This window comes from Methylocaldum szegediense (genome assembly GCF_949769195.1).
Classification (GTDB): domain Bacteria; phylum Pseudomonadota; class Gammaproteobacteria; order Methylococcales; family Methylococcaceae; genus Methylocaldum; species Methylocaldum szegediense.
On sequence record NZ_OX458333.1, the window covers coordinates 4,519,341 to 4,544,880 of the forward strand.

At 60.5% G+C, this 25,540-nt stretch carries 35 protein-coding genes; 33 read left to right on the plus strand and 2 right to left on the minus strand.

Annotation, left to right across the window (positions count from 1 at the left end):
* Nucleotides 1–559 precede the first annotated feature (559 nt).
* From QEN43_RS19825 to QEN43_RS19965, 29 genes are all read left to right on the plus strand, one after another.
* Nucleotides 560–1,903: a (Fe-S)-binding protein gene (locus QEN43_RS19825; RefSeq protein WP_026609968.1), complete on the plus strand. Its 1,344-nt coding sequence runs from the start codon at nt 560–562 to the stop codon at nt 1,901–1,903.
* An 18-nt stretch (nt 1,904–1,921) separates the two neighbouring features.
* Nucleotides 1,922–2,146 carry a hypothetical protein gene (locus QEN43_RS19830; RefSeq protein ID WP_026609969.1) on the plus strand — a complete coding sequence of 75 codons (225 nt, stop codon included), beginning with the start codon at nt 1,922–1,924 and terminating at the stop codon, nt 2,144–2,146.
* A 9-nt stretch (nt 2,147–2,155) separates the two neighbouring features.
* Nucleotides 2,156–2,479: a Rieske 2Fe-2S domain-containing protein gene (locus QEN43_RS19835; RefSeq protein ID WP_026609970.1), complete on the plus strand. Its 324-nt coding sequence runs from the start codon at nt 2,156–2,158 to the stop codon at nt 2,477–2,479.
* A 61-nt stretch (nt 2,480–2,540) separates the two neighbouring features.
* Nucleotides 2,541–2,822, plus strand: a complete 282-nt coding sequence (locus QEN43_RS19840; RefSeq protein WP_051331563.1) for a hypothetical protein — start codon at nt 2,541–2,543, stop codon at nt 2,820–2,822.
* A 31-nt stretch (nt 2,823–2,853) separates the two neighbouring features.
* Nucleotides 2,854–3,435: an electron transport complex subunit RsxA gene (gene rsxA / locus QEN43_RS19845; protein ID WP_026609971.1), complete on the plus strand. Its 582-nt coding sequence runs from the start codon at nt 2,854–2,856 to the stop codon at nt 3,433–3,435.
* Between the two features lie 8 nt (nt 3,436–3,443).
* Nucleotides 3,444–3,989, plus strand: coding sequence for an electron transport complex subunit RsxB (gene rsxB, locus QEN43_RS19850; protein ID WP_026609972.1), 546 nt, complete (start codon nt 3,444–3,446; stop codon nt 3,987–3,989).
* Between the two features lie 2 nt (nt 3,990–3,991).
* Nucleotides 3,992–5,464: an electron transport complex subunit RsxC gene (gene rsxC / locus QEN43_RS19855; RefSeq protein WP_317963541.1), complete on the plus strand. Its 1,473-nt coding sequence runs from the start codon at nt 3,992–3,994 to the stop codon at nt 5,462–5,464.
* Nucleotides 5,461–6,540: an RnfABCDGE type electron transport complex subunit D gene (locus tag QEN43_RS19860; protein ID WP_026609974.1), complete on the plus strand. Its 1,080-nt coding sequence runs from the start codon at nt 5,461–5,463 to the stop codon at nt 6,538–6,540. The genes rsxC and QEN43_RS19860 overlap by 4 nt, the downstream gene beginning before the upstream one ends.
* Nucleotides 6,537–7,241 (plus strand): electron transport complex subunit RsxG, encoded by a 705-nt coding sequence (rsxG, locus tag QEN43_RS19865; RefSeq protein WP_026609975.1) that lies wholly within the window; start codon nt 6,537–6,539, stop codon nt 7,239–7,241. The genes QEN43_RS19860 and rsxG overlap by 4 nt, the downstream gene beginning before the upstream one ends.
* Before the next feature lie 15 nt (nt 7,242–7,256).
* Nucleotides 7,257–7,946, plus strand: a complete 690-nt coding sequence (locus QEN43_RS19870) for an electron transport complex subunit E (protein WP_026609976.1) — start codon at nt 7,257–7,259, stop codon at nt 7,944–7,946.
* Between the two features lie 14 nt (nt 7,947–7,960).
* A complete protein-coding gene (locus QEN43_RS19875) occupies nt 7,961–8,236 on the plus strand; it encodes an RnfH family protein (protein WP_026609977.1) in 276 nt (91 codons plus the stop codon).
* Nucleotides 8,237–8,284: 48 nt separating this feature from the next.
* Nucleotides 8,285–8,749 carry a bacterioferritin gene (bfr, locus tag QEN43_RS19880; protein ID WP_026609978.1) on the plus strand — a complete coding sequence of 155 codons (465 nt, stop codon included), beginning with the start codon at nt 8,285–8,287 and terminating at the stop codon, nt 8,747–8,749.
* A gap of 299 nt (nt 8,750–9,048) precedes the next feature.
* Nucleotides 9,049–10,626 (plus strand): nitrogenase cofactor biosynthesis protein NifB, encoded by a 1,578-nt coding sequence (nifB, locus tag QEN43_RS19885; protein ID WP_026609979.1) that lies wholly within the window; start codon nt 9,049–9,051, stop codon nt 10,624–10,626.
* Nucleotides 10,627–10,715: 89 nt separating this feature from the next.
* Nucleotides 10,716–10,940 carry a 4Fe-4S binding protein gene (locus tag QEN43_RS19890; RefSeq protein ID WP_026609980.1) on the plus strand — a complete coding sequence of 75 codons (225 nt, stop codon included), beginning with the start codon at nt 10,716–10,718 and terminating at the stop codon, nt 10,938–10,940.
* Nucleotides 10,941–10,949: 9 nt separating this feature from the next.
* Nucleotides 10,950–11,324, plus strand: a complete 375-nt coding sequence (locus tag QEN43_RS19895) for a HesB/IscA family protein (RefSeq protein ID WP_026609981.1) — start codon at nt 10,950–10,952, stop codon at nt 11,322–11,324.
* On the plus strand, nt 11,255–11,914 hold the full coding sequence (locus QEN43_RS19900) for a tetratricopeptide repeat protein (protein WP_317963542.1): 660 nt from the start codon (nt 11,255–11,257) through the stop codon (nt 11,912–11,914). Before QEN43_RS19895 ends, QEN43_RS19900 begins: the two co-directional genes overlap by 70 nt.
* Nucleotides 11,898–12,686, plus strand: coding sequence for a 4Fe4S-binding leucine-rich repeat protein (locus QEN43_RS19905; protein ID WP_026609983.1), 789 nt, complete (start codon nt 11,898–11,900; stop codon nt 12,684–12,686). The genes QEN43_RS19900 and QEN43_RS19905 overlap by 17 nt, the downstream gene beginning before the upstream one ends.
* A gap of 28 nt (nt 12,687–12,714) precedes the next feature.
* On the plus strand, nt 12,715–13,044 hold the full coding sequence (locus QEN43_RS19910) for a nitrogen fixation protein NifZ (RefSeq protein WP_036268118.1): 330 nt from the start codon (nt 12,715–12,717) through the stop codon (nt 13,042–13,044).
* The gene (locus QEN43_RS19915) at nt 13,041–13,310 is read left to right on the plus strand and encodes a nitrogen fixation protein NifZ (protein WP_026609984.1); all 270 of its coding nucleotides are present in this window, start codon (nt 13,041–13,043) and stop codon (nt 13,308–13,310) included. Before QEN43_RS19910 ends, QEN43_RS19915 begins: the two co-directional genes overlap by 4 nt.
* Nucleotides 13,311–13,564: 254 nt before the next feature.
* Nucleotides 13,565–13,924 carry a DUF3024 domain-containing protein gene (locus tag QEN43_RS19920; protein ID WP_036268120.1) on the plus strand — a complete coding sequence of 120 codons (360 nt, stop codon included), beginning with the start codon at nt 13,565–13,567 and terminating at the stop codon, nt 13,922–13,924.
* Nucleotides 13,921–15,069, plus strand: coding sequence for a cysteine desulfurase family protein (locus QEN43_RS19925; RefSeq protein WP_026609987.1), 1,149 nt, complete (start codon nt 13,921–13,923; stop codon nt 15,067–15,069). The genes QEN43_RS19920 and QEN43_RS19925 overlap by 4 nt, the downstream gene beginning before the upstream one ends.
* 241 nt (nt 15,070–15,310) lie before the next feature.
* On the plus strand, nt 15,311–15,523 hold the full coding sequence (gene nifT, locus QEN43_RS19930; RefSeq protein ID WP_026609989.1) for a putative nitrogen fixation protein NifT: 213 nt from the start codon (nt 15,311–15,313) through the stop codon (nt 15,521–15,523).
* Nucleotides 15,524–15,525: 2 nt separating this feature from the next.
* Nucleotides 15,526–15,789, plus strand: a complete 264-nt coding sequence (locus tag QEN43_RS19935; RefSeq protein WP_026609990.1) for a hypothetical protein — start codon at nt 15,526–15,528, stop codon at nt 15,787–15,789.
* Nucleotides 15,790–15,798: 9 nt separating this feature from the next.
* On the plus strand, nt 15,799–16,953 hold the full coding sequence (locus tag QEN43_RS19940) for a DegT/DnrJ/EryC1/StrS family aminotransferase (RefSeq protein ID WP_026609991.1): 1,155 nt from the start codon (nt 15,799–15,801) through the stop codon (nt 16,951–16,953).
* Between the two features lie 63 nt (nt 16,954–17,016).
* The gene (locus QEN43_RS19945) at nt 17,017–17,304 is read left to right on the plus strand and encodes a 2Fe-2S iron-sulfur cluster-binding protein (RefSeq protein WP_026609992.1); all 288 of its coding nucleotides are present in this window, start codon (nt 17,017–17,019) and stop codon (nt 17,302–17,304) included.
* A gap of 16 nt (nt 17,305–17,320) precedes the next feature.
* Nucleotides 17,321–17,614, plus strand: a complete 294-nt coding sequence (locus QEN43_RS19950; protein ID WP_235726557.1) for a hypothetical protein — start codon at nt 17,321–17,323, stop codon at nt 17,612–17,614.
* Nucleotides 17,611–18,465, plus strand: a complete 855-nt coding sequence (locus QEN43_RS19955) for an SIR2 family NAD-dependent protein deacylase (protein ID WP_026609994.1) — start codon at nt 17,611–17,613, stop codon at nt 18,463–18,465. Before QEN43_RS19950 ends, QEN43_RS19955 begins: the two co-directional genes overlap by 4 nt.
* Nucleotides 18,466–18,815: 350 nt before the next feature.
* Entirely contained in the window at nt 18,816–19,091 is a 276-nt protein-coding gene (locus tag QEN43_RS19960; RefSeq protein WP_026609995.1) for a BolA family protein, read from the plus strand.
* 38 nt (nt 19,092–19,129) lie between these two features.
* Nucleotides 19,130–20,827, plus strand: coding sequence for an AAA family ATPase (locus QEN43_RS19965; RefSeq protein WP_026609996.1), 1,698 nt, complete (start codon nt 19,130–19,132; stop codon nt 20,825–20,827).
* 83 nt (nt 20,828–20,910) lie between these two features.
* Here QEN43_RS19965 and QEN43_RS19970 read toward each other — a convergent pair whose 3' ends face one another.
* On the minus strand, nt 20,911–21,123 hold the full coding sequence (locus QEN43_RS19970) for a hypothetical protein (protein ID WP_317963543.1): 213 nt from the start codon (nt 21,121–21,123) through the stop codon (nt 20,911–20,913).
* Nucleotides 21,124–21,227: 104 nt separating this feature from the next.
* Here QEN43_RS19970 and QEN43_RS19975 point away from each other — a divergent pair, with 104 nt between their 5' ends.
* The 4 genes from QEN43_RS19975 to iscX are packed head-to-tail and all read left to right on the plus strand — an operon-like array spanning nt 21,228 to nt 24,804.
* Nucleotides 21,228–22,121 (plus strand): NRDE family protein, encoded by an 894-nt coding sequence (locus QEN43_RS19975; protein WP_051331566.1) that lies wholly within the window; start codon nt 21,228–21,230, stop codon nt 22,119–22,121.
* Complete coding sequence (locus QEN43_RS19980) at nt 22,114–23,721, plus strand: protein adenylyltransferase SelO (protein WP_317963544.1); 1,608 nt, start codon at nt 22,114–22,116, stop codon at nt 23,719–23,721. Before QEN43_RS19975 ends, QEN43_RS19980 begins: the two co-directional genes overlap by 8 nt.
* Entirely contained in the window at nt 23,718–24,569 is an 852-nt protein-coding gene (locus QEN43_RS19985) for a tRNA nucleotidyltransferase (RefSeq protein ID WP_026609998.1), read from the plus strand. The genes QEN43_RS19980 and QEN43_RS19985 overlap by 4 nt, the downstream gene beginning before the upstream one ends.
* 40 nt (nt 24,570–24,609) lie before the next feature.
* Nucleotides 24,610–24,804: a Fe-S cluster assembly protein IscX gene (iscX, locus tag QEN43_RS19990; protein ID WP_026609999.1), complete on the plus strand. Its 195-nt coding sequence runs from the start codon at nt 24,610–24,612 to the stop codon at nt 24,802–24,804.
* Nucleotides 24,805–25,169: 365 nt separating this feature from the next.
* Here iscX and QEN43_RS19995 read toward each other — a convergent pair whose 3' ends face one another.
* On the minus strand, nt 25,170–25,490 hold the full coding sequence (locus tag QEN43_RS19995; protein ID WP_026610000.1) for a DUF6156 family protein: 321 nt from the start codon (nt 25,488–25,490) through the stop codon (nt 25,170–25,172).
* Nucleotides 25,491–25,540 lie beyond the last annotated feature (50 nt).

Sequence of the window (25,540 nt, forward strand, 5' to 3'; positions counted from 1 at the left end):
TGGACGCTGACCTTGCTCGGGTATTCTTCCGCGTTCGAGCGGCTTTCGGTCAGCGCAAATTCGTGCCGATGAAAGCAGCGTTCTCCGACGTCACCGAATTCGGATTCCTTCTTGGCGTGCGCAAAGACGTCCTGTCCCTATGACGTTCGAAACGCACGGACCTGATAGCTTGGGGATGATACTCCTGCGGCAGACCAACCCTCCACTGGATTGTCATTCCGAATCCCTTTGATTGAGCACCGAAGAGTGCCGGCTCGGACTCTTGTCGACCTCGATTCGCGCCAAGCCGGGCTAGGTATGTCCGATTTTGCCTTGATTCTCTATATATTTAAGGATTGAAATAACGAAGTCCCCATAAACGCCGTCCAAGACGTTCTCCGACCATGACAAAGGACATGCAGAAGCGGCCTTTTGTCATGAACCTGACAAGACGGAAGCGCGAATCGAATCCGGATGACATCCGACTTACCCTGTTAAAACAAAGGGATACATTGTTTTTGAGAATGGGCATCATTATTGCTTGAAGCCTGACGACAGGCTTTTGTTCTCATGCAGCGTAATGGATACCCAACTCGATTGGTCGGCCTATGACAGCTACGGTGCGGGCGATGCTTACGCGGCGCTACCGGCGACGGGCGGCGCCTTCGGCAAGGCGGCGGCGGTCTGCATAGGCAACCGGCAGTGTCAACGCACCGAAAAGGGTGTCATGTGCCCGAGCTTTCGAGCTACCTTGGATGCTGCCCATTCGACCCAGCACAGGGCTGCGACGCTCAAGGCCGCTCTGAATGGGGAATACGGCCCGGAACCTTTTGCCGGGCCCGAGCTCGCCGCGGCGATGGATCTTTGCGTCGGCTGCAAGGGGTGCAAGCGCGAGTGCCCGAACGGGGTGGACATGGCGCTGCTTCGTGTCGAGACTCTCGCCCAACGTTGGGCGGCGCTCGGCGGGGCGCCTCTACGCGAACGGCTCTTCGCCCATCTGCCGCGCTTCGCGCGCTGGCTTGGGCTGCTGAATCCGCTTCTTTCTCTGCGTGAACGCTGGCCGGCTTTGGCTCGCTGGATGGAGCGCCGCTTGGGGATAGCCGCCCGGCGTTCGTTGCCGCGGGGTGCCGCCCGCAGCTTTCTTTCCTCGGTGCCGACCGAGGCCGTCGGGGCTGCTGACGGACGTGAAATCGTCCTGCTGGTGGATACCTTTTCCAACCATTTCGATACCGAAACCGCGAAGGCTGCACTGGAGCTGTTGGCGGCCGGCGGCTACCGGATCTACATCGCGCGCGCGGCGGCAGGCGAACGGCCCTTGTGCTGCGGGCGCACGTTTCTTTCTCATGGTTTGATCGCGGAAGCGCGGGCCGAAGCTCGGCGCATGGTCGATGCGCTCTGGCCTTTCGTGGAGCGCGGGTTGCCCGTGGTCGGGCTGGAACCGTCCTGCCTGCTCATGCTGCGCGACGAGTATCACAGCCTTGGATTAGGCGAGAAAGTCGACAAGATCGCCAAGGCGGCCGTGTTGCTCGAAGAATTTCTGGCCCGTGAGCATGACGCCAAGCGCCTCGGGCTGGCGTTCAAGACCATGCCCGGCGCACGGGCGTTAGTGTACGGACATTGTCATCAAAAGGCCTTCGGCGCTCTGAAAGCGATGCGGAAAGTCTTGGGGTTGGTGCCGGAACTCCAGGTCGAGTTCATCGAGTCGAGCTGCTGCGGCATGGCTGGTGCCTTCGGCCTCGAAGCCGAGCACTACGATGTGTCGATGCGGATGGCGGAGCTCGCCCTACTGCCGAAGGTGCGCGAGGCCGATTCCGACACGCTGCTGATCGCCAACGGCATCAGCTGTCGTCACCAGATCCGCGACGGTGCCGGACGCGACAGTATGCATTTCGCGCGGGTGCTGCGCATGGCGCTCGCTGCGTGAATTCAGGGAGAACGAAGCATGACGGTTGCATCAGGTTTTTTCGTGGACTGGGCCGGTAACGCCCGCCGGACCGAGGAGCGGGGCGGCGGTTACCGTTGCGAGGTCGATACCGTGGCGCGTTACGTCGCCGTGCTCTCGCAGAAGGGCACGCTTATTCATGAGGCCACCTTTTACAAAACCCTAGCGGACATGGAAGCGGCCGGCATCAAAGCCAAGCTGGTGGACGTTTCGGTGCCCTGGTAGGTAGCGGCAATGAGCTACACCACCGTATGCAAATACCGGAATCTCGGCGAAGGGGAGATGGTTCCCTTCACCGTGGACGGCCGTAAGATCCTGCTGGTATGGCCGGACGGCGGCGAGCTCAAGGCGTTTCAAGGCACCTGCCCGCACCAGAACGCGGCTTTGAAATACGGCGGATTCAACGGTCGGATCATCACCTGCCCCCTCCACAACTGGGCGTTCGATGCCCGCACCGGAAGGGGCGTGAGTCCTCCGGGGTGTGCTCTGGAAGAGTATCCGCTACGTATCGAAGACGGCATGGTCCAGGTGGATCTTTCGGGAACCGATCCGACTTGAGCTGGACAGCGGTCGGACGAAGTTTGATTTTTCTTACGCGCATTACTTCGGGAAGTTTGTTATGGCGAGTTACGAAAAATTGAAGAGCGATATGTCGGTCTGCGACGGCGAAAGAGTGGGCGGATATCCCTTTCCCTGTCACGGGCAGTTATACCGCTGTTTGGCCTGCGGAGCCGTTGGCTGCCGGCAAACCAAGGACCATGCGTGCAGCAAGCAGGGCTTCGATGTTTCGTTCAAGTGTTATGGCTGTGGCGTAGCCGGACAGTACGAAGCGGTGGCGTCCGGCCACGTCCAAAGCAAGAGCGCCGCCTGCTCGCCGGAGCGGATCGCGAACGCCGATTGAGAGACCGAATACCGGCGGAGGCGACACGACGATGGGCGATTACCTGATGCTGTTGCTGGGCACCGCGTTGGTCAACAACGTGGTACTGGTCAAGTTCCTGGGACTGTGCCCCTTCATGGGCGTGTCGAAAAAGCTGGATTCGGCGCTGGGCATGGGTATGGCGACCACCTTCGTGCTGACCCTGACGGCCGTCGCCAGTTGGCTTCTAGAGCACTACCTGCTGGCCCCGCTCGGCATCGGTTTCCTTCGGATTCTGTCGTTCATTCTGGTAATCGCCGCCGTGGTCCAGTTCACCGAGATGGTGGTGCGCAAGACCAGTCCGGTGCTCTATCAGGTGCTCGGCATTTTTCTGCCGCTCATCACGACCAACTGCGCCGTGCTGGGGGTCGCCCTTTTGAACATCCAGCAGGAATACGATTTTCTCCATAGCGCCTTGTTCGGATTCGGCTCCGCGCTGGGGTTCACCCTGGTCATGGTCATTTTCGCCGGAATTCGGGAGCGGCTAGCCCTCATGAGCGTTCCGGAAGCCTTTGCCGGCGGGCCTATCGCTTTCATTTCCGCCGGGATTCTGTCCCTGGCGTTCATGGGATTCGCGGGACTCAACACGCATTAGGCCAGCTTATGTACATCTTATTCGCCGTTGTCAGCCTCGCCGCCTTGGGACTTGCTCTCGGTTTCATGCTGGGCGCCGCCGCCCGCTACTTCAAGGTCGAAGACAATCCGCTGGTCGACGAGATCGAAAAGATGATGCCGGGCTCGCAATGCGGCCAATGCGGCTATCCCGGCTGCCGGCCGGCGGCGGAAGCGCTGGTGGCGGGAAAGGCGCCGGCCACGCTGTGTCCGCCCGGCGGCAGAGCTTTGGCCGAACAGTTGGCGAACAAGCTCTCGCTCGAGATCGACCTGGCCAGCGTGCAAGACCAGGTGCCCATGGTGGCGAGAGTGAGCGAAGCGACCTGTATCGGCTGCACCCGTTGTTTGAAGGTATGTCCCACCGACGCCATCGTCGGCGCGCCCAAGCAGATCCATGCCGTCATTGCCGATGCCTGCATCGCCTGCGGGAAATGCGTGGAAGTCTGTCCGACCGAATGCCTAGGGATGCAGCCGGTCAAGACCACCTTGCGTAACTGGCGCTGGAGCAAGCCGGAGCCGGCACCGGCGGGAGCCTGAACATGGTGGTACTGGACATCGGCGCACTATGGCGTAGGCGGAGGAGGATCCGGGGCGGCGTCCACCCGGAGCCGCGCAAGGAATCGACCGCGGACAAACCCATCGTCACGGATTTTCCTCTGCCGGAACGGCTTTACCTGCCGTTGCAGCAACACCTGGGGCAGCCGGCGGAGCCCGTGGTCCGGGTCGGCGATAAGGTTTTGAAAGGGCAGTTGCTCGCGGCCGGCCGGGGCGCGGTCTCGGCCCCGGTGCACGCCTCGACCTCGGGAACCGTGGCCGCCATTGAAGATTATCCGGCACCGCATCCTTCGGGACTCCCGACTCCGACCATCGTGCTCGAACCGGATGGGGAGGATCGCTGGATCGAGGAAAGCGAGGAAATCGACCCGTTCGGCCTGACGCCAGACGAGATCTGCGCCCGCGTCGACCGCGCCGGTATCGTCGGCCTGGGCGGAGCCGCGTTCCCGTCTGCAGTGAAACTGAACCTCGGGTGGCGGACCCGCATTCGTACCCTCATCCTCAACGGCGGCGAGTGCGAACCGTATCTGACCTGCGACGACCGCCTGATGCGAGAGCGCGCCGCGGAGATCGTCGAAGGCGTCCGAATCATGTTGCACGGGCTGCAATGCCCGACCGCCCTGATCGCGATCGAGGACAACAAGCCGGAAGCCTACGCCGCCATGCAGGACGCGGCTATGAAACACGGCCGCATCGAGGTCGTGAAGGTGCCATCCCTCTATCCCATGGGCTGGGAAAAGAATCTCATCACCCATCTGACCGGGAAAGAAGTGCCGGCGGGCGGCCGCCCCACCGATGTCGGCGTGCTGCTGCACAACGTGGCGACCGCCTATGCCGTGCAGCAGGCGGTTCGATACGGACGGCCGCTGATCAGCCGTGTGGTCACGGTCAGCGGCGAAGCGGTGGAGTCGCCGCGCAACGTGGAGGCTCCGTTCGGCACGCTGTTGTCGGAACTTCTCGCCTTTTGTAGGCATCGGCCCGAACGGACCGCCCGTTACGTGATGGGCGGCCCCATGATGGGCGACGTTCTGCCCCATGTTCAGGTCCCGATTGTCAAGCGCACCAGCGGCATACTGGCGCTCACGCCGGAGGAAATCCAAGCCACGGACGCCCGGCCCTGCATCCGCTGCGGACGTTGTGTTTCAGCCTGCCCGGTCGGGTTGTTGCCGTTGGAAATGATGAGCCGGATACGGGCGGGGCAGTTCGATGCGGCGGTAAGTTTCGGTCTTCGCGACTGCATCAATTGCAGTTCCTGTTCCTATGTTTGCCCCTCGCGGATTCCCCTGGTGCATTACTTCAAGTACGCGAGCGGAGAGCTGATGGCGCGCCAGGAGGCGCAGCAGAAAACCGAGCGGACCAATCGTCTGGCCGAAGAGAAGCGACGCCGGCTGGAGCGTGCCAAGCAGGCGGCAGCGGCGCGTAAGGCGCAGGCTTCCGCTAAGGAGGATGCGTCATGAGTAAGGTTTACCTGCCCGTTGCGCCGTTAACGCGTGCCGATCATCCGGTGCAAGCCATCATGGCGCGGGTCGTTCTGGCTTTGGTGCCGGCCACCGCTTTTGGACTGTTTTTGTTCGGATGGCCGGCAGTCTATCTGTTCTCGATTACAGTTTTAGCAGCGGTGCTATTCGAAGCCGTTTGCCTGAAGCTCGCAGGCAAACCGGCTTCGCTTTTTCTGTGGGACGGCTCCGCATTGCTGACCGGTTGGCTTCTCGCCTTGAGTCTTCCACCCTGGGCACCCTGGTGGATCGGCGTGACCGGGGCAGGTCTCGCCATCGCCGTCGGCAAGCAGGTTTATGGCGGCATCGGCCAAAACCTGTTCAACCCCGCGATGCTCGCGCGCGTCGCTCTGCTGGTGTCGTATCCGCTGGAAATGACCACCTGGGTCAAGCCGGTGCCTTTGTTTTCCGAACACGCTCCTGATCCCCTCGCGGCCTTGGGGATCACCTTCGGCGGTAGCAGCATCGATGGCTTCACTGGTGCGACTTTCATAGGCCATGTCAAAACCGAGCTGTCGCAGGGACGAACGCTGGAGCAGGCTTTCGAGAACGGCCAGTTCGGTCTGGCCGAAGCCTGGCTGGGATGGACGCCGGGAAGCCTAGGCGAAACATCGGCTCCGCTAGTAGCAGCTGGTGGTTTATGGCTGCTCCGGAAAAGGATCATCACCTGGCATATTCCGGTTTCCTTGCTGGCAACTGTCACCGTTCTGGCTAGCCTGTTCCATCTTGTCGACGGCGACCGTTATTTCGGTCCTCTGTGGCATCTCGGGTCCGGCGGTGTGATGCTAGCCGCCTTTTTCATCGCCACCGATTACGTCACTTCGCCGGCCAGTCCCAAGGGGCAACTCATTTTCGGAGCCGGCTGCGGGCTCCTGATCTTCGTCATTCGTACCTGGGGCGGATTCCCTGAGGGTGTGGGTTTCGCCGTGCTGCTGATGAATGCGCTGACTCCGGTGATCGACTATTACGTCCGGCCCCGGATCTACGGACGCGATTACAAGGGCAGGCCCTTGAAATTGCCGGAGAGCAAAGAATGATCACCATGAATCGAGAAACGCTTTCGCAGTTTGCACTCGCCCAGTGGCAAAAACTGCGGCGGCAGTTCGACGATCTCGACGCGCTTCGGCAACGCTTGGACTATCAGACCTTTTTGCTGGCCGCCTGCGCTATGGTCGCCAGTTTGGCACTCGGTGTGGGCGATCTGGTCACGAAGGGCGCGATCGCGGAACGTCAGGCCGAGGATCTTCGAGCGACCCTGGGGCAGGTGCTACCGGAAGGGCTTTACGATAATGACGTGCTCGCAAACCCCCGGGTTATTCCGTCGGCGGGCGAGGAGACCGGCCTCGACCAAACCGAGGTTTTCATCGCCAAGAAGGGCGGGGAAGTCACTGCCGTCGCATTCAAAATGCTGGCCAAGGGCGGCTACGCCGGCGACCTCTCGCTGATGCTGGGCGTAGACCGCGAGGGACGGATACTGGGCGTTCGGGTGATCGCCCATGCTGAGACACCGGGGTTGGGCGATAAGGTCGAAACCTCCAAGTCCGACTGGATCTTGGGCTTCGACGGCCGTTCCTTGTCCAACACTCCCCCGCAGGGCTGGCGGGTCAAGAAGGACGGCGGCGATTTCGATCAGTTCGCTGGGGCCACGATTACGCCGCGGGCGGTAGTCAAGGGCGTCGAAGGGGGGCTTCGATTCTTCGAGCGCCACCGGCAGGCACTTTTAACGGCAACCGAATAGCGGAGGAGATCCGTCATGTCCGAATCCTTGAGCCGAATCGCCAAAGAGGGTTTGTGGAGCAACAACATCGTGTTCAGTCAGAGCATCGCTCTGTGCCCGCTTTTGGCGGTGACCGGAACGACGACCAACGGGCTGGGCATGGGGCTCGCTACGACCGCGGTCCTGGTGGTCTGCAACGTGCTGATTTCTTACGGCCGCTTGCTCATACCTTCGGAAATCCGAATTCCCGTCTTCGTCGCCCTGATCGCCATGGTCGTCACCCTGGTGGACATGGTGATGAACGCCTGGTTGCACGAGCTGCACAAGGTGCTGGGGTTGTTTATTCCGCTGATCGTGACCAACTGCGCCATATTGGGCCGCGCGGAAGCCTATGCGTCGCGCAAACCTCCGGCCTATGCCGCGTTCGACGGGCTCATGATGGGCTTGGGGTTCACTCTAGCCCTGGTTGTCTTGGGCGCGGTTCGGGAAGTTAGCGGCTCCGGCACCCTGTTCGCCAACGCTTCCCTGCTGTTGGGGCAGGGCTTCGCCTGGCTGGAAACCACGCTGATTCCTGAATACCGCGGTTTTCTGCTCATGGCGCTGCCGCCGGGCGGCTTTCTGATGCTGGGTTTTCTGCTCGCCGGCAAAAGGATTCTGGATAAGCGCCTGGCCCGCCGGCCGGCACGAAATGCGGCCATCGAACAGCGTTTGGCCGAAAACGTCTAAACGGGTGAAGAAATATGCACGTCGGTGTATGTTACGCAGAAGCGGATCGGCAGGTATGGATGCGGCTGGAAGTTCCGGAGAACACCGTGGTGGAAGAAGCAATTCGGCGTTCGGGAATCCTGGAGTGCTTCCCCGAAATCGATCTCACCAAGCAAAAGGTCGGCATCTTCGGAAAGCTCGTGAAGCTTGACAGTCCCGTCAGCGACGGCGATCGCATCGAGATTTACCGGCCCATAACGGCTGACCCGAAAACGGTCAAGCGTCGCCGTATCGCAAACGATGACGATTGAGCGTACAGTGTTCGAAGTTCTTAACGAAACAAATGGAGAACCTTCCCGGTGAAAGGCGACACGAAAGTTATCGAATATCTCAATAAGATCCTCACCAACGAACTGACGGCGATCAACCAATATTTCCTGCACGCTCGGATGTTCAAGAACCGGGGCCTGAACAAGCTCAACGAGAAGGAGTACCACGAGTCCATCGATGAGATGAAGCACGCCGATCGCTTGATCGAACGGATTCTTTTCCTTGAAGGACTGCCGAACCTCCAGGACCTCGGCAGGCTCAAGATTGGGGAGCACACGGTAGAAATGCTGGAATGCGATTTGGCACTGGAAAGGGAAGCCTTGCCGCTGCTCCGCGAAGCCATCGCGTATTGCGAGCAGGCCAACGACTACATAAGCCGCGAGCTTCTCGAACACATCCTCGAAAGCGAGGAAGAACATCTCGACTGGCTGGAAACCCAGTTGGATCTGATTGCCAAGATCGGCATCCAGAATTACGAGCAGTCGATGATGTAAACCCTATCGTATGCGAAAGGCAAACTCGGGCGGTCCTCGGACCGCCTTTTTTTGTCCGCTTTTAAACAAATCCCCTTCGATGTCGGTTGCTTTGTATTGCTCCGAACATTCCCGACTTCCCTAAGTTTATTTATCTAATTGATTATAAAAGAAGATTTAAGTGGTACGCGGATTGCACTGTAAACATCGGTACTAGGTTGAACGGATGTTTCGTCACCGATGGCCGAGCCGCACGACGAGGAGGCGCTCACGCAGCCGGCGGGACGGAGCAGAGCGAATAGACAGATCAGGAGCGAGCCATGCAGACAGTGCAGCACCAAGCGCGTGCCGACGGCATAGAACCGCGCGCCGGAGCGAACATAGACGAAATCATGCAAAAGGTTGCCGAGCATAAAGGCTGCGGCACCTCGGGAGGTTCAGGAAAAGCGAGTTGCGGTTCCGGGGCGGGGCAAAACGATCTTCCCCCGGAAATCTGGGAAAAGGTCAAGAATCATCCTTGTTACAGCGAGGAAGCCCATCACCATTATGCCCGCATGCACGTGGCGGTGGCTCCGGCCTGTAACATCCAGTGCAATTACTGCAACCGCAAATACGACTGCGCCAACGAAAGCCGCCCTGGCGTAGTGAGCGAAAAGCTCACGCCGGAACAGGCGGCGAAGAAGGTTTTGGCGGTAGCCTCCGCGATTCCGCAGATGACCGTGCTCGGTATCGCAGGTCCAGGCGATCCTCTCGCCAACCCGGAAAAAACCTTCAAGACCTTCGAATTGGTCGCCAAGCACGCGCCCGACATCAAGCTGTGTGTTTCCACCAACGGCCTAGCGCTGCCTGACTACGTAGACCGGCTGGCTCAGTACAACATCGATCACGTCACCATCACGATCAACATGATCGATCCGGAGGTCGGGGCCAAGATCTATCCCTGGATCTACTTCAACAAGAAACGTTACAAAGGCGTGGAAGCGGCCAAGATCCTCAGCGAGCGCCAGCTTCAGGGCCTCGAGATGCTGACCGAGCGCGGCATCCTGTCCAAGATCAACTCGGTGATGATTCCGGGGATCAACGACGAGCACCTGGTCGAGGTCAACAAGGCCGTCAAGCAGCGTGGCGCTTTCCTGCACAACATCATGCCGCTCATCTCGGCGCCCGAACACGGCACGTATTTCGGCCTGAACGGCCAGCGCGGTCCCACGGCGCAAGAGCTCAAGGCTTTGCAGGACAAGTGCGAAGGCGAGATGAATATGATGCGCCATTGCCGCCAGTGCCGGGCCGACGCCGTCGGGCTTCTGGGCGAGGACCGCAGCGCCGAGTTCACCACCGACAAGATCATGGAGATGGAAGTCAACTATGACCTCGAATCCCGCAAGGCCTATCAGGCCGCGGTTGAGAAGGAGCGCCAGGCGGTGGTCGAGGCGAAGAAGGCCGAGCTTGAGGGACTCGCGGGCGAGCACTCCGACATCAGGATGCTCGTCGCCGTGGCCACCAAGGGCGGCGGCAAGATCAACGAGCACTTCGGACATGCCAAGGAGTTCCAGGTTTACGAACTTTCGACCGCGGGCGCCAAATTCATCGGCCACCGCCGCGTCGACCTCTACTGCCAGGGCGGCTACGGCGAGGAAGATTCGCTCGCGACCATCATCCGCGCCATCAACGACTGCCACGCGGTATTCGTCGCCAAGATCGGCGGCTGTCCGAAAAACGACCTGAAGGCGGCCGGTATCGATCCGGTGGATCAATACGCCGGTCAATTCATCGAGCAATCCGCGATCGCTTATTTCAAGAACTACTTGGAAAAAGTGAAAAGCGGCGAAATCCAGCACGTGGAGCGCGGCGACGCGCACATCCGTCAGGGTGCGCTGACCGCTGCGGAAGCGGCTTAAAACCCATACCGTTACTCGGTATCCGCCCGTCTTCCGGGACGACGAGCTGACCCGGAAGACGGCCCAACCACTGACAGAGGAGTAAACAAATGGCCTACAAGATCGTGAAGGACAATTGCACCGGCTGTTCCGCTTGTGAGCCCGAGTGTCCGAACCAGGCGATTTCCGAGACGAAGGACGGTCTTTTCACCATCGACCCCGCGAAATGCACGGAGTGCATCGGGTTTTACGACGAACCCCAGTGTGTTGCCGTCTGCCCGATCGACGACACCTGCGTCATCGACGAGAACTATCCCCGTTACCAAGCGGCCTAGGTGGAAACCATGGAGTTCACGATTACCCCGAGTGCGGAAAAATTCATTCGGCGTATGGTGCGCTTCGGCGGTGCCGGCGAGGACGCTGGTTTTCGCCTGTCGGTAAGACCGGGCGGTTGTTCGGGCCTCGCATCGGAATTCAGCGTTGAAGCGGAACCTCGACCGGGAGACGCCGTGGTCGTCATCAACGGCATCAAGCTGTTCCTGCCGGCCGAAAGCCGCCTACTGCTGCAAGGCGTCACCATCGATTTTTCGGAAACGCCGACCTCCAGCGGGTTCGTGTTCCACAATCCCAATTCGACGGGCTGCAGCTCATGCAGCAGCGCGTCGGCGGGGCCGGCGACCGTTGCGGTCTCCTCGATTCAAGTCAAGAGCAGCCATTGACGGCAGGTCAGGCCGATATGCAAGACGCCCGGTTGTACGCGGATTTAGCTTTAGCCTCGCCTCCTCCGGCGGACGTTCCGGACTTCGCGGCCGGCATAGACGATGCCGCAGCGGCCTGCCTGGGCTTGGGGCTTCCGGAGGCGGCGGAGCGGCATCTGCGTCTGGCGGGGCTTTGTTATCACCGCGAGGAGGAGTCTCTGGCGCACCTGCAAGCGGCTTGGGAAGCTGCTCCGGGTCATGCCGCGGTGTATATCGGCCTGTACCGGTTCTATTTCTACAAGAACCGGCTGCGTGAAGCCCTCGATGTGGCGCGGGATTGTCTCAAGAAGGCCGCCCGGGACAACGGATTCTCCGAGAACTGGCGGAACGTGAAAGCGGCAGATGCGGATTTCGGCAGCTTCGATGCGGTACTTCCCCGTTTTTTCCTGTTCACGCTCAAAGCCTACGGCTATCTGCATCTGCGCTTGGGACAGCTCGACGAGGGACGGGCGGCTATCGAAAAACTGCTGGAACTCGATCCCAGCGACAAGCTCGGTGGCAAGGTGCTGCTGAACGTCCTCGAGAGGCAGGGCGATGAGTACGAGGACTGACATCGACGAAGCCCCAGACTGGCACGGCAATCTGCTCGATTGCTCGACATGCGAGCGTCGCGCAGAACTGGCTCACGGTCGCTGTCGACTGGGGCACGCTTGCGTGCATGACCGCTATGCACGACGCATCGATCGGTTTTTCCGCTGGAATCCGCATCTCGCTAAGGACTATCTCGATCATCCTTACTTCGAGACGCGAGCGGTGGCCGCGAAATACGTCGAGGTATTTCTGTTGCCGCGCTTGATCGAGGATCCCGACGAGACCGTGCGGCAAAGCGTGGCGCAGCGTCTGCCGGTTAGCTCTCGGCACCTCAAGGCGCTGGTCCGGGACCCGCACCGCGAGGTGCGCATTCGAGTGGCGGAACGCTTGGAAATCGGAGATCTCGTCTCGATGATCGATGATCCCGACTACTACGTCAGACAGATCGTGGCCCGGCGGCTTCCGCCGAGCATGCTGGTTCGCATGCTGCACGATCCGGACCGGGAAGTGCGCAAGGTCGTAGCCCGGCGCGTGGGTCCCGAATGGTTGCACACCATGGCGGGAGACCCGGAATTGGGCGTTCGCCTCGAAGCGATACGGCGCATGGACGATAAGCAATTAAAGCGTTATCGCGACGACCCGGATTGGCGCGTGCGCTACGAGGTTGCCAGCCGCTTGGACCCGAGCGAGCTCGGGCCTATGCGCAACGATACCGACGCCGCGGTGCGGGAACTGGTCGAGCAGCGCCTCGCTGGGCCGCACGGCTCCGACGTTCTGCCGAAAGCGAGTTAATCCGCAACTACGTAAGAAGAGGTGCGATATGGCTACCAACATCGTTCGCGACAGCGATGTCAACGAGCTGAACGGCCCGCCGAAGTTCAAGTTCGGCGAAAAGGTGAGATCGAAAAAGATGATTCGCAACGACGGCACCTTTGTCGGCCGCGAAATCGGCGAGGTCCTGGTCAAGAAGGGCGAGGTGGGATACATCAAGAGTATCAACACCTTCCTTCAACAGTTTTACATCTACGCGGTGGATTTTCCCGAAAGAGGTTACGCGGTGGGCATGAAGGGCCGCGAAATCGAATCCCTGGACAATCCGCCGCCCCCGAAATCCACCAAGATTCCAGACGAAGAAGGGGAGGCCGAATGATCGAACCACGCATGCCGATCTTTCAGTGGGGCCAAAAGGTCTGGGCGGAGACCGATCTTTACAACGATGGCAGCTATCCCGACCGCGAGCCTGATGCTTTGCTGGTCGCGGCGGGCACCGAGGGTGAGATCGTGCAGGTCGGGTATCACGAGGAGGCCAACATCCCGGTCTATCTGGTCGAGTTTCCGAACGGCTGTGTCGTGGGCTGTTTCGAAGAGGAACTGCGCGCCGAGCACGGCAAAGGGCAGGTCGCCGGCCTCATTTAAAAGGCCGGTGTATCGGTCGCAAGCGATTGCCTACCGACAAGGCGTCGCGGCATTGGACCGGAGGCATTCCGAGATTGCGAAGCTTTTCTCGGCTTTTGGTCAGGTTGGGAACGGAAACGCAGGCGTCGGCAAGGGATTGCCAACCTACAAAGTCCTTGGATGAGGCGTTCCCGAGCCGCTGCTTAGGAACGAACAGGCGGGGAGCGAGAACGGGCGGAACGAGCATGGAGTAGTTGTGTGGAGGTCTTGATCCGATGAACGGCCATCTGGCGGTGTCCCATTCGATGTCCGTGTGTCCACATCCCAACGAGGTGGATCGAAAGCGCATCATCCGCGCACTCGCGAAACGCAGGCGCTACCGCTACGTAACGCCGGAGGTCCTGCTGGTCGAGGCGGGGTACCACATCGTGAGCCCTTGTTGTTCGCGCAATATCGATCCGGAAGGTGGGGTCATCGATATCGCCCGGCTGGAGTTCCAGGACCGCTCGCGGTGTTGGAAGCTCTACCGCAAGGATCATAAGGCGGGATGCTGGATCGAGCACGGCGAGTTTCACGCCCTGGCCCAGATTCTCGAACTCTTGAACGAAGACCCGGATAGGCAGTTCTGGCAATGAGCGACGCGATCGTTTATCTCGACAACAACGCTACCACGGTGGTGGCGCCCGAGTGCATCGAGGCCATGGTGCACTGTCTGCGGGAAACCTACGGCAATCCCTCGAGCAAGCACGGGATAGGCGAATCGGCTAAGGTCGAGACCATCGCCGCGCGCAGCAAGGTAGCGGCGCTCCTCGGTGCCACGCCGCCGGAAATCGTATTCACCAGCGGCGGCACCGAATCCAATCACCAGGCGATTCTCGGGGGGCTCGCCTTGTCGCCGGGCAAGCGCCATATCGTGACCAGCCAAGTCGAACATCCATCTACCCTGGCGCTCATGCGTCATCTCGAATCCCAGGGCGTGCAGGTGAGCTATCTGCCCGTAGACAGCCATGGCCGCCTCGATCTTGAGGACCTCGAACGGGCGATTACCGAGGATACCGCCCTGGTTTCCCTGATGTGGGCCAACAACGAAACCGGTGTTTTGTTTCCGATCGAGGACGCAGTCGCGATCGCCCGAACCAAGGGCGTCTTGTTTCATACCGACGCAGTGCAGGCAGTAGGCAAGACGCCTATCGATCTAGCCCGAGTTCCGGTGGACTTCCTGTCTTTTTCGAGCCACAAGATTCACGGACCCAAAGGCATCGGCGTCCTGTTCGTGCGTAAGGGCCGGAAGTTGCCGCCGCTCTTGTTCGGACATCAGGAGCGGGGCCGCCGCGGCAGTACTGAGAATGTGCCGGGGATGGTTGCGCTCGGCGTGGCGGCCGAATTGGCCGCAGCCGGGCTGGCAAGCTCTGGACCCCGGATCGGAGCCTTGCGTGACCGTCTGGAGAACGAATTGCTGGCCCTCATCCCAGGTGCTTTCGTCAATGGTGCCGGCGCCGAACGGGTCGCGAATACGACCAGCCTCTGCCTTGGAACTATTGAAGCGGAGCCGATTCTCGACAAACTCGATCGGGCCGGCATCTGTGCCTCGGCCGGTGCGGCCTGCACCGCTTCGGGCACCGAGCCTTCGCACGTGTTGACCGCTATGGGGCGGTCCGCGGAAGCCGCCCTGGCCACGATCCGATTCTCCTTGAGCCGCTACACCACCGAGGAAGAAATCGACCGGGTCATAGAGGTTCTGCCGGGAATCGTTCGAACGTTCAGGGCGGAGGCAGCATGAATCCGAAGAGCGACGATTTTTGTTTCCTCTCACACTGCGAGAAAGGACAAAACGTAGGATGCGGTGACGAAGGAACCGCATCGATCGCGAACGACGCAGTGTGCGCAGAACCGACCTCTGCCGGAAACGCTTCCTCCTTCGACGTTGCTCAGGACAGGCCCTCCGACTTCGCTCGGGACAAGCTTATTCCGGTCTATCAAACGACAAGACATCGTTTTTTGAAAACCAACTGGAGTACCGCATGAAGGTGATGATTAGAAGAAATGCCGCTGGCGAGCTATCCGTCTATGTTCCGAAGAAAGACCTAGAGGAACCTATCGTTTCCCAGGAAAAGCCGGAACTGTGGGGTGGGGTGGTGACGCTGGCGAACGGCTGGGAGCTGTCGCTGCCGGCCATGGCCGCGGATACCGCGCTGCCGGTTACGGTCGAGGCACGCCGCTTGAGCGGGGACTGACTATGGCGCTCAGTTACGAGGCGCTCGAAGAAATTCGAAAGCTTCTGGAAAGCGAGGCACCCGCCGAGGAGCGCTGTGCGAATGTGCGCAAGAACTTCCCGGGTCTGTCGCTGACCCGTTGCGAGGCCAGCGACATGAGTTTCGAAACGCCGATTTTCGAAACCCCCGAGTTCTGCGTTTATCTGATCGACACCTCGGAACACTGCGTACGCATTACCGGCGATCCGGCTGCGGCAAGCGGCCTGGTCGTTGCCCAGAAACGGTAGTCATCGATCATGAAAACCTCTCCTACCATACTGCTTTCGGACCCCGACATCAGCATGACCGAGCTTGAGGCGGTGGAAGAAGTCCTGAAATCGCCTCGCCTGAGCGCTGGTCTTACGGTCGAAGCCTTCGAACAAGCCTTCGCGGACTATCTTGGCCGCAAGCACGCTGTGGCGGTGAGTAGCGCGACCATCGGCCTGATGCTGGTGCTCAAGGCTTCCGGCATCGGTCCGGGCGATGAGGTCATCGCTTCCGCCTTCGGTTTCCGCGAGACCGCTCACGGCATCGCCCTGGCCGGGGCGATGCCGATCTTCGCCGATGTCGATTACTGGTCCGGAACCCTGGTCCCAGAAAAGGCCGCGGCGGCGATCACGCCGAAAACGCGAGCCATCGTGGCCGCCAACACCAACGGCCATCCGGCGATGTGGCCGGCATTCCGCGAGCTGGCCGGAAAACACGGCCTGCTGCTGATCGAGGATTCCAGCGAAGCGATCGGTTCGCGTTACCAGGGGAAGCTGGTGGGGAGTTTCGGCGATTGTTCGGTGTTCGATCTGTCCCAGCCTTCGCCGCTTACCTGTGGCGAGGGCGGCATGGTGGTGACGGACGATAGCGATTTGGCCGCAAAACTACGTGGTTTTCGAAGCCGCCGCCTCGACGAACGCCATTCGGTGGTGTTGGGCGAGATGCCGCCGTACCGGGCGGAACTCAGCGAAATCGCCGCTGCGCTGGGTCTGGTTCAGTTACGGCGGCTTCCGGGAATCCTGGAGCGCCGCAAGCTGATCGAAGCTTATTACAACGCACACATGATGTCGTTCGAGGGTATCAAACCACCTTATCTCGCTCCGGACGTGGACGAGGCGCACTGGCTTCTCTACCTGGTCCATCTCGGCACCCGTTTCTCCCGTTCCAGCCGGGATGCCATCATCAACGATTTGGAGACCGAGCAGATCGAAGCCGTGGCCTATTGCCGGCCGCTGCATCAGCAGCGCTTTTACGCGAATCTCGGCTACCGTAAGGGCGATTTCTTCGTCACCGAAAAGCTGGCGGACCGCGCGATTGCGCTGCCTTTTCACAACCATCTTACGGAGGATCAGGTGGGCTTCATCGTCAAGACCGCCAAGGATGCCTCGATCAACGTCGGGGCGGGATCGGCCATATATCTCTGACGCCGCTCCGAAACCATGTCGGGCTTTTTGCGGACCGAAAAGAGGAGGAATGCAAAAGCCTGGGTGACCGTGCTTCCTTCGGGCAAGACGGTGCAGGTGGCGAGAGGCGCCAAATTGCTCGAGGCCATCGCGGCGGCGGGCGAGACCATCGCCCAGCGCTGCGGCGGACGGGCCCGTTGCGGCGAGTGCCATGTGCTCGTGCGACAGGGCTGGCGCGGCTTATCCAAGGTGCGCCAGGCAGAACGCGATCGGCTCACGCAGCTTTGCGGAGCAGAATCGCTGTCCAGGCTGGCTTGTCAGGCCGCCCTGGGCGTTCATAACAAAGTCGTCATCGAACTGATAAACCATTGACCAGAGGATCGTTGTTATGGATACCAAAGAAGCTGTCGCTACTGTTTCCGAACCGGAAGCGCCCAGCCCAACACCCAGTGTGCAGGTGCCGGACGAATGCATGATCCACGTCCGTTTCTTTCCGAACGGGACGGTGGCCGAAATCAGCGAACGCCCTCCCGAGGTGGAGCCGCACGACTGGTACAAATTCCTGTGCAAGAACACCCAGAATCGCTTTCAGGCCTTGTCCGGCGGACGCGGGCTGTTTCGCATTCCGCGCGCCGATATAGAGACTTTGAAAGCGGCCTGTGTCGCGGGGACCACATCATGAGCGCAGTGTTTTCGAATCAACTGGCAGAAGACCTGGCAGCGGGACGGATCATTCCGTATCTCGGCCCGGGCGTTCTGGGGCTGGGCCCGAACAGCGCGGTTCCGAGCTCGCCGGAAGCCTTGGTGGAATTGATTACCGCCAAGGTTACGGTGCCTCACAAGATTCGCAAGAATCTGACCGCGGCCAGCCAATACGTGGAGAACTTCAAGCACCGGAAGACCTTGGTGAGCCTTTTGCAGGAAGCTTTTCGGAGTCCTCCCGAACCGAACGTTCTGCACGTGTTTCTGGCGAATCTGCCGAACCCGCTGCCCTTGATCGTCGATGTCTGGTACGACGCCAGCATGGCCGCCGCCCTGGCTTCGCGCACGGATTTCGGGCAAGTGCAGGGCGTGAGCCGCGCGGAACACTTGGGCGAGTGGGTCCATTATTTCCGCGCCGACGGGACCAAGGCGGAGCCGGAGGAAGCAGCGGGATGGGCGACCTTACTGTACAAGCCGCTGGGCTCCATCTCGCCCGCGTCCAATTTCATCATCTCGGATTCCGACTACGTGGAAGTGCTGACCGAAATCGACATTCAGACGCCGATTCCCGATCGGGTGAAAGAGATTCGAACGGGGCGCGGCTTCCTGTTCCTGGGCTGCCATTTCCGAAACCAATTGGAGCGCAATTATGCGCGGCAGATCATGAAGCGTTCCGGCGGTCAGCATTTCGCGGTTCTGGAAGGAGAACTCACCCGCAACGAGGCGCGGTTCCTCAAGGAACAGGGCATCGAACGGATCGACATGCCTTTGGCCGAGTTCGTCGCTGAGCTTACCGGAACGCCTTTGGAGTCCCGCAGAGCTGTGGCTTAATCCGAATTCGGTAGGCAGCGGCTTACAGGAGCTAAATAACCCGGCTTATATAGAGGCCGGGTTGAACCGGCGCAGCGACAAGCTGCGTGACGCTACGCCGTGCGTGTACCGGTCCGGGACGAAATACCAGGAGGGAGTTTACGGGCCTGATGAGCAGTGGGCCTTGGGCGGTTCCGTTGGTCAGGATGCCTTTCCAGTCGCAAACGAGGTCTCCGGGGAGTGCCGGGCGCGCTCTTCCCGACGCAAAGTGCGGCGAGACCGCTCGTCGGCGAGGGATTGCCGGCCCAGGAACCGCATGGCTCAAGCCAGATCATTTACACCTTTGAGGTGAATCGTGGAGGCGAGGCCTCATGACTACGGATCGCAGTGCGCGTCTTCGGACGCTCTTGGAACAGGCCTTCGAGCCCGTTTACCTGGAAATCGTCGACGACAGCCGCTCCCATGCCGGTCATGCCCACGCGGGCGGCGGCCACTTTTTTGTGACCGTGTGTTCCCACCGCTTCGAAGGCCGTTCGATGCTGGAGCGCCATCGGCTGGTTTATTCGGCGGTTAGCGAGATGATGCCGGGCGATATCCATGCTCTGAGTATCACTGCCCTGACGCCCGCGGAGCGGCAGGCGGCTTAGAGCGAATTTTTTAACGGCTTTTTGGCAATCAGCAGAGAATGAAGCTTCAAATCGAGCGCCCCTATTTCGAAGCGATGGTCGAGGAATTCCCGGATTTGGGTTACCTCAAGTACCAATTGCGCTTCGGCAATCGTGTCGAGGTGTCGTTCCGGCAGCTATCGAGCCCGGCGCTCGCTTTCCTGGGAAAGCTTTACCGGCAAGCGGGACCGGAGATGCAGGCCAAGGCCGCACAGATTGCTACGCTGCAGCAGGTCATGAACGACGACGGGAGACGCTTCGGGGCGGAGGACCTAGAGATGGTGTTGCCGGCCATCGCCCGCTACTTGGCGACAGATGCGATTCGAGGCTGGCTGTTTACTGCGAGCGTCGCCGGCCGGCTCCTGCCTTATGTCATCACTCGGCTCGACTATACCCCGGCCTCGAGCGATGAGATCGGAAAAATCTTCATCGAGCTGAAGGCCAATGCGAAAGGTGCGATCGCCACCCAAACCATGCGTATCATGCCGAGCGACATCGCCGGCAAGACGGTACCAGAGATTTTCGCCGCCAAGGGTTACTTCAAGGAGACGCCGGAGCTCATCCGCAATTACGATGAGACCGCGGAGCGCTACGTTGATTGGCGTGCCCGCTACGGCGCTCAGTTTTCCGGACAAGGCATCGGTTTCTACGCGGAGGACCCGACGGCTACGCACCGGGATACCGATTGGTCCCGCAAGGACGTGGTGGTGCTCTCGTCCGGGGGCGGCAGCGCGCGCCTGGTCAACGACGAGGGCATCCTGAGCTCACGCGCGATGACCCTGGATGCGCCCGGAGACATTCTGGGACCTTATCTGCGTAAAGCGGCCAAGAGCAATCACTATGAGGCCGAGGATGAAGTCCGGGAATCGCAGGATGCCATGCCCAAGGGCTTGTTCACCCAACTGCCGGTGCATTTCTACATCCTCATGTTCCACCTGGAGCTGCACCATTATGTCTGGGTGCACGTGGACGACATCACGCCCTACCAGTATCAGCCGGCCCTGAAGCAAAAGCTGATTCTGCCGGAGGAGCAGACCGAACTCATCGATATCCTGACCGCCGAGATGGACGTGCTGATGGACGATATCGTCGCCGGCAAGTCCGGCGGGACGACCGTGCTGTGCGCCGGCCCTCCCGGTGTCGGCAAGACGTTGACCGCCGAGGTCTATTCCGAAATCATCCAGCGGCCGCTGTACCGGGTGCATTCGGGGCAATTAGGGCTGAACGTCGCGGCCATGGAGACAGCGCTTAAGGAGGTTCTAACCCGCGCCCAGCGCTGGGGCGCGGTGATGCTGATCGACGAAGCGGATGTCTACATCAAGCGGCGCGACGACAACATCACCATGAACGCTGTGGTCGGAGTGTTTTTGCGGGTGCTCGAATATTTCAACGGGCTGCTGTTTCTCACCACGAACCGGGTGGACGATATCGACGAGGCCAACGTGTCGCGCTGTATCGCGCTGATCAAGTTCTATCCGCCGGACCGGGAGAATCGGATCAAGATCTGGAAAGTGATGACCGAACAGTTCGCGCTGGACGTGGCCCCGCCGCTGATCGACGAACTGGCGGATCTGTTTCCGACGGCGACGGGGCGCGACATCAAAGGACTGGCCAAGCTGGTGGCGAAATATTGCCAGCAGAAACGTGTTCCGCCATCTCTGGAGGTTTTCAAGCGCTGCTCGATATTCCGGGGGATGGATTTAAGGTTGGCTGCCTAGCCGTTCGGCGGAATACGCTCTGCTATTCCGCCCTACGGAAGAGCCTTAATCGCGTCGAAAGTGAAGTAGGGCGGGTTAAGCCGCTAGGCTGTAACCCGCCGCATGCCGCGAAATGGCGGAACATGCGGACTGATCGGCCCTATAGACAGCCTTTGTGGAGGCGTGCCATTGAAGGTTCGACCCTCGACATTCGGACACCGTGTGATGGCTAGGGCTTTTCCGATCATTCTGAGGCTATCCACTACGGGAAAACGATTTCCGACATAGGTGATGTTGTCATGTGTAAGAGTGCGCATATTGCGATCTCGAGGTATCCGGAGCAATGTGCTCGTTCCGCGTGGAGGATTTTCTGCGGCTCAGGATACGGGAGCGGGTATTCGACTAAGGATCGGGCTTTTTCATGAGCACGGTAGCACTGGCCTGGGGCGCCCATCCCGATTTTCCCCTCATTCTGTTCGGCAACCGAGACGAAAGGCATGCACGTGCTACCGCACCGGCGGCATGGTGGTCGGAGGAACCCGCGTGTCTGGCCGGCCGCGACTTGGAGCGGGGCGGAACCTGGTTCGCCGTGACCCGCGACGGACGCTTCGCGCTGGTCACACCATGTCGCGACGGCGCACCCTCCGACCCGGACGCGCCAACGCGCGGCCAGCTACCGCTCGACTATCTTGCTTCCGGAGAGGATCCGGTCGTCCATGCCCGCCGTTTCTCCCGCAGCCGCGGCGGACATTCGCCTTTCAATTTGCTGATCGGCTCGCCGCGCCAGATTTACTACGCCGCCACCCGCGCACGTTTGCCCTTGGCGCTCACTCCCGGCATTCACACCTTGTCTGACGGACTGCTGGACGAACCCTGGCCCAAGTGCGTCCGCCTGGACACGCTGCTCGGTTCCTATTTGAGAACGCACGGCGGCTTCGCCATGCTGCTGGGTGCCTATTCGGATCTCTCCAAGGCTGGCGTTAGGGGCGCCAATGATCCGATCTGCACTGCCAAGCCGGTTTCCCCTGCCGACTTCGCGAAAGCGGGTTTCGCCATGCTGGCGGATCGCGAAACCACGAGCGAGGGTTTGCCCGATACCGGCATCGGCCGCGAGGAAGAAGAACGCCTGTCCGCCTGCTTCGTCGTGGGGGCCGAGTCTGGAACCCGATCCAGCACCGCTCTGGTCATGGCTCGGGACGGCCGGGTTTATTTCGAGGAACGCAGTTTCGATGCGGAAGGCGTCGAATGCGGGCGTGTGGTCGAAGAATGGAGCATTGACCCTCGAGTCTTTTCCGGGAGTGCCGGCGATGACTGAGACTCGTAAGGCCCGCTCCGACACTGTGCGCTCGCGCCGGAAAGCTTCAGCGAGGCTGGGGCAGGCGGGCCGTGCGCCTTTGAGATCCGAAATCATGCACGGGTTCTTGCCGCGCCATTCTCATCGGGAACTGCCTTTGGCACCGCGCTACAAGGCGTTGGGCGAGCCATATCATGTGCCGGTATCGGCAACGCCCTTGCCGGAACCGAGGATGATCCATTTCAACAAGTCTCTGGCGCTGGAACTGGGGCTCGACGTCAGCGAAGCTGATTCCCCGAAGCTCCTGGAGATTCTCGCCGGCAACCGGCCCTGGCCGAAATATGAGCCTTTGGCATCGGTTTATGCCGGGCATCAATTCGGGGTTTGGGTTCCTCAGCTCGGCGACGGACGCGCCCTCATGATCGCGGAGGTTCGAACGCCCGCCGGGGCGCGCATGGAACTCCAGCTCAAGGGCTCGGGACCGACGCCGTATTCGCGCGGACTGGATGGTCGCGCGGTGCTGCGTTCTTCGATACGGGAATATCTCTGCTCGGAAGCGATGCACGCCCTCGGCGTCCCCACCGCGCGCTGCCTGAGCCTGGTGGCGTCGCCGGAACCGGTGTACCGGGAAACGGTGGAAACCGCGGCCGTGGTTTGCCGGGTGTCTCCGAGTTTCGTCCGTTTCGGACACTTCGAGTTTTACTATCACAACGGACAGTGGCAGCACCTAGCTCCCTTGGCCGACCATGTGATCGACGAGCATTTTCCACATCTGAAAGATCGTCCCGACCGCTATGCCGCCTGGCTCGGGGAGGTAGTCGAGCGCACCGCCCGGCTGATCGCGCAGTGGCAAACCTTCGGGTTCTGCCACGGCGTCATGAACACCGACAATTTTTCGGTACTGGGCCTGACCCTGGATTACGGCCCTTTCGGCTTCATGGATGCTTTCCGGCAATACCATGTCTGCAACCATTCCGATTTCGAGGGGCGCTACGCGTTTTACGCCCAGCCCGAGATCGGACAGTGGAATTGCTCACGGCTGTTGCGGGCGACCTTGCCTCTGCTTTCGGACAGCGAGGAGGAAGCCCTGGACATCGCGACCGGCATTTTCGAGCGCTACGCTCCGGTGTATTCCCAGGCGGTTATGCGCCGCTGGGCCGACAAGCTGGGGTTTTACGAGGTGCGCGAAGGCGATGCCGACCTGGTCAACCGATTCCTCGCTATCCTGCAGCGCGGCAAGAGCGATTTCACCCGGAGTTTCCGTCATCTTTCCAAGGTGCGTACCGACAGTGACGAGCCGGCGACGGGCGCTCGCGAAGAGATCGTGGATCTGGAAGCGTACGACGCCTGGATCGCCGATTACCGCACGCGATTGCGCGCCGAGGGCAATACCAACGACGAAGCGCGAGCTAGGCGCATGAACCGCGTCAATCCCAAATATGTGCTGCGCAATCACCTGGCCCAGGCCGCCATCGAGAAGGCGCAGGCTGGGGACGATTCGGAGGTCGCTAAGCTCATGCGTCTGCTCGCCCGGCCTTTTGACGAACAGCCGGAGATGGAGGCTTATGCCGCCCCGCCTCCGGAAGAACTGCGGCACATTGAAGTCAGCTGCTCGTCATGAAGACCGATTTCATTCCATCCGTTCTAGGCGACGATCCGCTGGACGTCCTGCGACTCGCGGCGTGTGCCGCGCACATCCCGGATTTCGTGGTGCCACCCGAAGCCATGGTCAGGCTCGTCGCCCTGGTGGCGGACGGCGTTCTCGACACGCTGAACCCCGAGGTGGCCTGGCCGGAATTGTCGAACGGCCTGATGGGCGGGCGTCCGTCGCGAATGTTGGAAGTCCTGCGCAGTTGCGGCGCTCTGGCTCGATTGCTGCCGGAACTGGACGCGCTGTTCGGAATTCCGCAGAGCGCGGACGATCCGCCGGAAGTCGACGTGGGCGAACACCAACTGCTACTGCTTGACGAGACTGCGCGGATAAACGCCCCGCTCGCCGCGCGCTGGGCGGCGCTGCTGCACAAGGTGGGGAAAGCGGTATCGCCGCGCGAATTCTGGCCCGCCCATTACCGTCACGAGGCGCGCGGCGAACCATTGGTGGCAGCGATTTGCGAACGCTTCAAGGTTCCTGCCGAGTGTCGTGATCTGGCGCTTCTGGTGCTGCGCGAATGCGACCGAGTCCATCGCGCCGTCGACATGCGGGCGGCTGCGATCGCCACCATGTTGGAACGGGTGGAAGCTCTGCGTTACCCCGGACGCTTCGAGCAGTTGTTGGCGGTTTGTACGTGCGACTATCGCGCCTATCCGGGGCGGGCCGGCGCGCAGTATCCCAAGGCCGAGTTGCTGCGGCGGGCGTTCAAAGCCTTCGCCGCTGAGAGGACGCCTGAATCCGAACCGGCCGAGACGTTCGAGAGGCGCGTGCAAGCCGTGGCCGCTGCTTTGTGCAGCGAGCGCTGGGCCAATGCATAGCGCGAATTTCATTACCCAACTTTCTACGAGGAGCAGTCCGATGAAATGGAGCGATACCTTCGACATTGCCATCGCACTGGCCGAAAACCACCCTGACGTCGATCCAAGGTACGTGCGGTTTACCGATTTGCTTGACTGGATCCTGAAACTGGAGGGCTTTGAGGACAGCGCCGAGAACTGCAACGAGAAAGTGCTGGAAGCCGTGCAGATGGCGTGGATAGACGAGGTGAGTTAGCGCGTTTTTCCTCGACTTTAACTTCGAAACGGGAGCCGTCGTCGGCGGCAAGTGGGTTTGAGCAGGGGTGCTTGCTCAGGCAGTAGTCGTTTGCAAGATGCCATCTTTCCCTGGTGCGAACCCTGCGCGTCGAAATGTGTGCCCGCAACATTCGGTTTTGGGCCAGCTAAGACAAACTCACGGGGACCGGAATGAGACGGACAACGTTTGCTGAAAGGGTAGCGTTCAGGAAAGGATGTTGTTACTGGACAGCCAAAGGCTGGCCCGAACGACAAGCGCCATGGAAGGCGTTTGCGTAGGCCGTTCACCGGCAGGCCGAGATTTGCCGCATTCTTTTTCGAGCGTATACCAGCAATGAAAACGCGCTAATCCTCGGCGGATTCGGTGTTGATCACGGCGCCGTTTTCATCGAACTTCATGGCCTTTCGATCACCGTCGGCATCGATGATTTCCACCGACCTCAGGGCGCCGTTGGCATGATAGGTATAGCGGTGTTCCATCTCCACTTCGCCGTAGACCATTTTCTGCAGGCCGATCAGCCGGTCCTGCTCGTCGAAATAGCCGCGGAAATAGGTATTGCGGTTTTCCAACTGCGCCGGTTCCAGTTCGGTCATCAGTTTGAGCGGCAGTTTCACGCCGGTGTAGGTGAGAAAATAACGGCAACGGCCGTGCATGGCATCGGTCATGGTGTGTTCGCTTGGAGATGGAAGGTTAATAAAGGTCGGATGAAAACATG

What these genes read in the sequence shown, in the direction of transcription:
- QEN43_RS19950 (WP_235726557.1), top strand. Translation starts at nt 17,321, where the DNA reads ATGGATACCAAAGAAGCTGTCGCTACTGTTTCCGAACCGGAAGCGCCC.
- QEN43_RS19955 (WP_026609994.1), top strand. Translation starts at nt 17,611, where the DNA reads ATGAGCGCAGTGTTTTCGAATCAACTGGCAGAAGACCTGGCAGCGGGA.
- QEN43_RS19960 (WP_026609995.1), top strand. Translation starts at nt 18,816, where the DNA reads ATGACTACGGATCGCAGTGCGCGTCTTCGGACGCTCTTGGAACAGGCC.
- QEN43_RS19985 (WP_026609998.1), top strand. Translation starts at nt 23,718, where the DNA reads ATGAAGACCGATTTCATTCCATCCGTTCTAGGCGACGATCCGCTGGAC.
- QEN43_RS19915 (WP_026609984.1), top strand. Translation starts at nt 13,041, where the DNA reads ATGATCGAACCACGCATGCCGATCTTTCAGTGGGGCCAAAAGGTCTGG.
- QEN43_RS19920 (WP_036268120.1), top strand. Translation starts at nt 13,565, where the DNA reads ATGAACGGCCATCTGGCGGTGTCCCATTCGATGTCCGTGTGTCCACAT.
- QEN43_RS19830 (WP_026609969.1), top strand. Translation starts at nt 1,922, where the DNA reads ATGACGGTTGCATCAGGTTTTTTCGTGGACTGGGCCGGTAACGCCCGC.
- QEN43_RS19980 (WP_317963544.1), top strand. Translation starts at nt 22,114, where the DNA reads ATGACTGAGACTCGTAAGGCCCGCTCCGACACTGTGCGCTCGCGCCGG.
- iscX (WP_026609999.1), top strand. Translation starts at nt 24,610, where the DNA reads ATGAAATGGAGCGATACCTTCGACATTGCCATCGCACTGGCCGAAAAC.
- QEN43_RS19910 (WP_036268118.1), top strand. Translation starts at nt 12,715, where the DNA reads ATGGCTACCAACATCGTTCGCGACAGCGATGTCAACGAGCTGAACGGC.
- rsxC (WP_317963541.1), top strand. Translation starts at nt 3,992, where the DNA reads ATGGTGGTACTGGACATCGGCGCACTATGGCGTAGGCGGAGGAGGATC.
- rsxA (WP_026609971.1), top strand. Translation starts at nt 2,854, where the DNA reads ATGGGCGATTACCTGATGCTGTTGCTGGGCACCGCGTTGGTCAACAAC.
- QEN43_RS19935 (WP_026609990.1), top strand. Translation starts at nt 15,526, where the DNA reads ATGGCGCTCAGTTACGAGGCGCTCGAAGAAATTCGAAAGCTTCTGGAA.
- QEN43_RS19860 (WP_026609974.1), top strand. Translation starts at nt 5,461, where the DNA reads ATGAGTAAGGTTTACCTGCCCGTTGCGCCGTTAACGCGTGCCGATCAT.
- QEN43_RS19875 (WP_026609977.1), top strand. Translation starts at nt 7,961, where the DNA reads ATGCACGTCGGTGTATGTTACGCAGAAGCGGATCGGCAGGTATGGATG.
- rsxB (WP_026609972.1), top strand. Translation starts at nt 3,444, where the DNA reads ATGTACATCTTATTCGCCGTTGTCAGCCTCGCCGCCTTGGGACTTGCT.
- QEN43_RS19940 (WP_026609991.1), top strand. Translation starts at nt 15,799, where the DNA reads ATGAAAACCTCTCCTACCATACTGCTTTCGGACCCCGACATCAGCATG.
- nifT (WP_026609989.1), top strand. Translation starts at nt 15,311, where the DNA reads ATGAAGGTGATGATTAGAAGAAATGCCGCTGGCGAGCTATCCGTCTAT.
- QEN43_RS19895 (WP_026609981.1), top strand. Translation starts at nt 10,950, where the DNA reads ATGGAGTTCACGATTACCCCGAGTGCGGAAAAATTCATTCGGCGTATG.
- QEN43_RS19975 (WP_051331566.1), top strand. Translation starts at nt 21,228, where the DNA reads ATGAGCACGGTAGCACTGGCCTGGGGCGCCCATCCCGATTTTCCCCTC.
- QEN43_RS19840 (WP_051331563.1), top strand. Translation starts at nt 2,541, where the DNA reads ATGGCGAGTTACGAAAAATTGAAGAGCGATATGTCGGTCTGCGACGGC.
- QEN43_RS19905 (WP_026609983.1), top strand. Translation starts at nt 11,898, where the DNA reads ATGAGTACGAGGACTGACATCGACGAAGCCCCAGACTGGCACGGCAAT.
- rsxG (WP_026609975.1), top strand. Translation starts at nt 6,537, where the DNA reads ATGATCACCATGAATCGAGAAACGCTTTCGCAGTTTGCACTCGCCCAG.
- QEN43_RS19890 (WP_026609980.1), top strand. Translation starts at nt 10,716, where the DNA reads ATGGCCTACAAGATCGTGAAGGACAATTGCACCGGCTGTTCCGCTTGT.
- QEN43_RS19900 (WP_317963542.1), top strand. Translation starts at nt 11,255, where the DNA reads ATGCAGCAGCGCGTCGGCGGGGCCGGCGACCGTTGCGGTCTCCTCGAT.
- QEN43_RS19970 (WP_317963543.1), bottom strand. Translation starts at nt 21,123, where the DNA reads ATGCGCACTCTTACACATGACAACATCACCTATGTCGGAAATCGTTTT.
- QEN43_RS19925 (WP_026609987.1), top strand. Translation starts at nt 13,921, where the DNA reads ATGAGCGACGCGATCGTTTATCTCGACAACAACGCTACCACGGTGGTG.
- QEN43_RS19870 (WP_026609976.1), top strand. Translation starts at nt 7,257, where the DNA reads ATGTCCGAATCCTTGAGCCGAATCGCCAAAGAGGGTTTGTGGAGCAAC.
- QEN43_RS19995 (WP_026610000.1), bottom strand. Translation starts at nt 25,490, where the DNA reads ATGACCGATGCCATGCACGGCCGTTGCCGTTATTTTCTCACCTACACC.
- QEN43_RS19965 (WP_026609996.1), top strand. Translation starts at nt 19,130, where the DNA reads ATGAAGCTTCAAATCGAGCGCCCCTATTTCGAAGCGATGGTCGAGGAA.
- QEN43_RS19835 (WP_026609970.1), top strand. Translation starts at nt 2,156, where the DNA reads ATGAGCTACACCACCGTATGCAAATACCGGAATCTCGGCGAAGGGGAG.
- nifB (WP_026609979.1), top strand. Translation starts at nt 9,049, where the DNA reads ATGCAGACAGTGCAGCACCAAGCGCGTGCCGACGGCATAGAACCGCGC.
- QEN43_RS19825 (WP_026609968.1), top strand. Translation starts at nt 560, where the DNA reads ATGGATACCCAACTCGATTGGTCGGCCTATGACAGCTACGGTGCGGGC.